Raw genomic sequence first — 2,774 nt, 5'->3', positions numbered from 1 at the left:
GGGTCAGTCGCAAATAGAAACTCGTCGATCGCTAACCAGGTATTGGCATCGATCAGTTGGCGAATTCGCTCGTCGCTGTAGATGCGATTGTGATGTCCGCAGTCTGAGCAAACCATCTGATTCGAGCGCAGATCTTTGGTGTACGTCAATACACTACACGCTTCACACTTCGACCACAGCCCATCGGCGATCTCTCGCTCTTGCCGCTCTTTACTAATGGGACCTGTCTTCCGCCGATTTGCAAACCAATCAAATAGAGACATGGACTCGTCTATCTCCTACTCGTTCGCCAAACGCCCAACGCCAGCGTGAACTGAGTGAGCGATCGACGTGTATATCTCAGACGCCCGATGGCAGTGCTTCGTTGCCGGACAATTATACCAATTTACTCCAGTGCCTCGGCGTCTTCCTCAAGTGGACTCAATAGCAATCGTGCGGTCCACTGATACTGAGACGGCACCTGTAGCGCAGCACAGCTTCCAAATCCCAAATACGCAACCGATCCCAAATCAAGCAGCCGAGTTGGAATTTGATATGCCGCTAGCACCTGCTGCATCAGTTCGGCTTCCCAGCGAGTCGTGGTTCTCAAGGTAATCCATACCACACCGTTAATCCTTTTGAAAGCAGGGAATTATGAAGCTACACAGTTAATCGCCACTTACCTAGACTGAAATGTACATGAATGTGTCTACCCTCTCGAGTTTAGTAGGGTCGTCTCAGTATGACGCAGTATCTGATGATTCTCTTAAGGATGAAGACAATGCCGCTTGGGTGATGACACTTGAGCCGGACATCCGGAGTGAATGGCTTGAACGAATTAGCTGGATTCGGCTAATGGATCGCTTAGCGGAAACTGCATTGATCCACCCCGATCGCTCTGACTTCCAGCAGTTCTGTTTCCAATGGACCCAGCTTAACCAAGGCAGTCTGCAGATCGACTCTGTGGATTCAGAGATCCTGACAGCAATGGGAGCGCGGTGGTTCCAGAGTGCTTCAGTTCCCCAGAAGCATTGTCTACTCAAAACGTGGACTCAGTATTTTGCCGCGCTTGCCCGCTACCACACACCCCATCTGACTCTTCAAACGATCGGGCAGTACGAAACGATGCTTGAAGAGTTAGGAGGCTCTCTCTTTCAAGTCTTACCGTTTTTGTCTGCGCAGCACAGGCAGTTCGTTCGCGCCTTTGGTGCTTTGGATCAGTTCTACAACACGCTGCGCGATTTGCGCGAGGATGCTGAGCGAAACATCTGCTATTTGCCGAGCGATCTATTAGATGCGTTTGGAGTCAGTCGAGCTGCGATCGTGCAGTTGCACGCTGTAGAAACTCCTGGCTACAGACCGATGATGCAGTTCTGGCTAGAGCACAACCTGCCACAGCTGCACCGAGCCGCCAGCGATCTGATTGGAGCAACTGATTTGCATGAATCCTGGCAAATTTTGCGCGATTGGTCGCTCTACCGCTACCGCCGCATCGAGCAAGTGTTCCGAGAGTGCAACTTTGACTACGTTCAGTTTCCCCACTTATATTGGGCACAAGTTAAGCAAGAATTGCCCGTGCTAATGGCTCAATTGAGAGATCAGCCACTCGTTGTTCCCAGTCAGTCTTTGGCATGCTGTTGCTGACTGCTGCAGCACTAGACATGCAGTGTTAAACCCATAGGAAGATTTAGAAACGTCATGCTCGATCGCCCGTTTCTTAGTGAGTCCGTTGGATATGGTTAGACAAGCCGATGACAATGCTTTTATGCCAGAAGCATCTGTTTCAGAGAGCATTCTGTCAAAACTTCCTTCTGAGGCAAAGAAATGGGCTGAGAGTTTGCCGTGGGTGCAGCGGCGCTATGTGCTGTCGCTGTGCCATCTCATGTGTGCAGCGACGCCTGAGACGCGGGCAGAGTTTTTGGACGACTATACTGCTGACGGAATTATCTCGAAGGTTTTGACCGATCGAGATACCAAGCAAAAAGTTAAAGAGTACCTCAAAAAATTTCGGCTGAATACTGAACTAAATGAATGGCTACTGCGAGGCTACATTAAACAGTTTTATATTCATTCAGCTCAGGATGTTCGGAGACAGCCAGAGCTGTATTTAGAATCGGCCCTGCGGCTCGTTATGAGCACTGAGGAGCGCAACAATGTATTCACCTATATTTTAGGGTTTGAACTGATTAAGATGATGTTCCGAATGAGTTGGTTTCAGCACGAGAAAACCTATCGACTGCAGCGAAATCAAGAGGAATTTCTACACACGTACATCAAACCAATTCAATATACACACAAAATTAATAAAATCATTGTGCCGAGAGACGAGCGCTTATTTTTTGCGCGACGAGACTACTTTATTCAAAGCCCCGTAATTAGTGAGAAGAAGCTAGTTGAATTGGCGATCGCAACCTTCACAACTGAGATCACAACAACCTTGGGCTTTTCTCTGATTCGCCATAGCGATGCATTTGTGTTTGACTACGACTATATTTTCGACACCGAACAGGAAGCAATTTTCCTCTAGGTAATCTTGCTTTAACCGTGCAGGGTGAGGTTCCCTCATAGCTGCCTGCTGGCTGAAATGCACGAGGATCTAGTGCTGAACGCTATGATGGTAGAGATTAAGTTGTGTAAAGTATGACGGCAACTATCCGAGCCACCAACAGTCTTCAAGCAGCTTGGCACGCCCTAACACCGATTTGGCAAGGGGATGAAGCGGCAATTCAACAGGGGTTACCTCACAGTCGGTTAGCTCCTACCTGGCAGATGCTGCTGCTAGGAGATGGTTCGCC

3 protein-coding genes and 2 pseudogenes are annotated in these 2,774 nt (G+C 48.8%); 3 read left to right on the top strand and 2 right to left on the bottom strand.

The features are described 5' to 3' along the window. Both H6F43_RS01510 and H6F43_RS01505 read right to left on the bottom strand, forming a co-directional pair. Positions 1 to 263 (bottom strand): annotated as a pseudogene (locus H6F43_RS01510) (acetyl-CoA carboxylase carboxyl transferase subunit beta); the annotation flags it as partial. A gap of 122 nt (positions 264 to 385) precedes the next feature. Further along, positions 386 to 604 (bottom strand): hypothetical protein, encoded by a 219-nt coding sequence (locus tag H6F43_RS01505; RefSeq protein ID WP_190340255.1) that lies wholly within the window; start codon positions 602 to 604, stop codon positions 386 to 388. A gap of 80 nt (positions 605 to 684) precedes the next feature. Between H6F43_RS01505 and H6F43_RS22920 the strand changes: the two genes are divergently transcribed. The 3 genes and pseudogenes from H6F43_RS22920 to H6F43_RS22915 form a co-directional block, all read left to right on the top strand. Beyond that, the gene (locus H6F43_RS22920; RefSeq protein ID WP_199290095.1) at positions 685 to 1,623 is read left to right on the top strand and encodes a squalene/phytoene synthase family protein; all 939 of its coding nucleotides are present in this window, start codon (positions 685 to 687) and stop codon (positions 1,621 to 1,623) included. Positions 1,624 to 1,714: 91 nt separating this feature from the next. Next, positions 1,715 to 2,506: a cobyrinic acid a,c-diamide synthase gene (locus H6F43_RS01495; RefSeq protein ID WP_190340254.1), complete on the top strand. Its 792-nt coding sequence runs from the start codon at positions 1,715 to 1,717 to the stop codon at positions 2,504 to 2,506. Positions 2,507 to 2,619: 113 nt separating this feature from the next. Beyond that, positions 2,620 to 2,774, top strand: a pseudogene (locus H6F43_RS22915) (DUF98 domain-containing protein); the annotation flags it as partial.

This window comes from Leptolyngbya sp. FACHB-36, from assembly GCF_014695955.1.
GTDB lineage: Bacteria > Cyanobacteriota > Cyanobacteriia > Leptolyngbyales > Leptolyngbyaceae > FACHB-36.
Note: the sequence above shows the minus strand (reverse complement) of the source record. Positions and strands in the feature narration are given on the sequence as shown.

What these genes read in the sequence shown, in the direction of transcription:
- H6F43_RS01495 (WP_190340254.1), top strand. Translation starts at nt 1,715, where the DNA reads ATGGTTAGACAAGCCGATGACAATGCTTTTATGCCAGAAGCATCTGTT.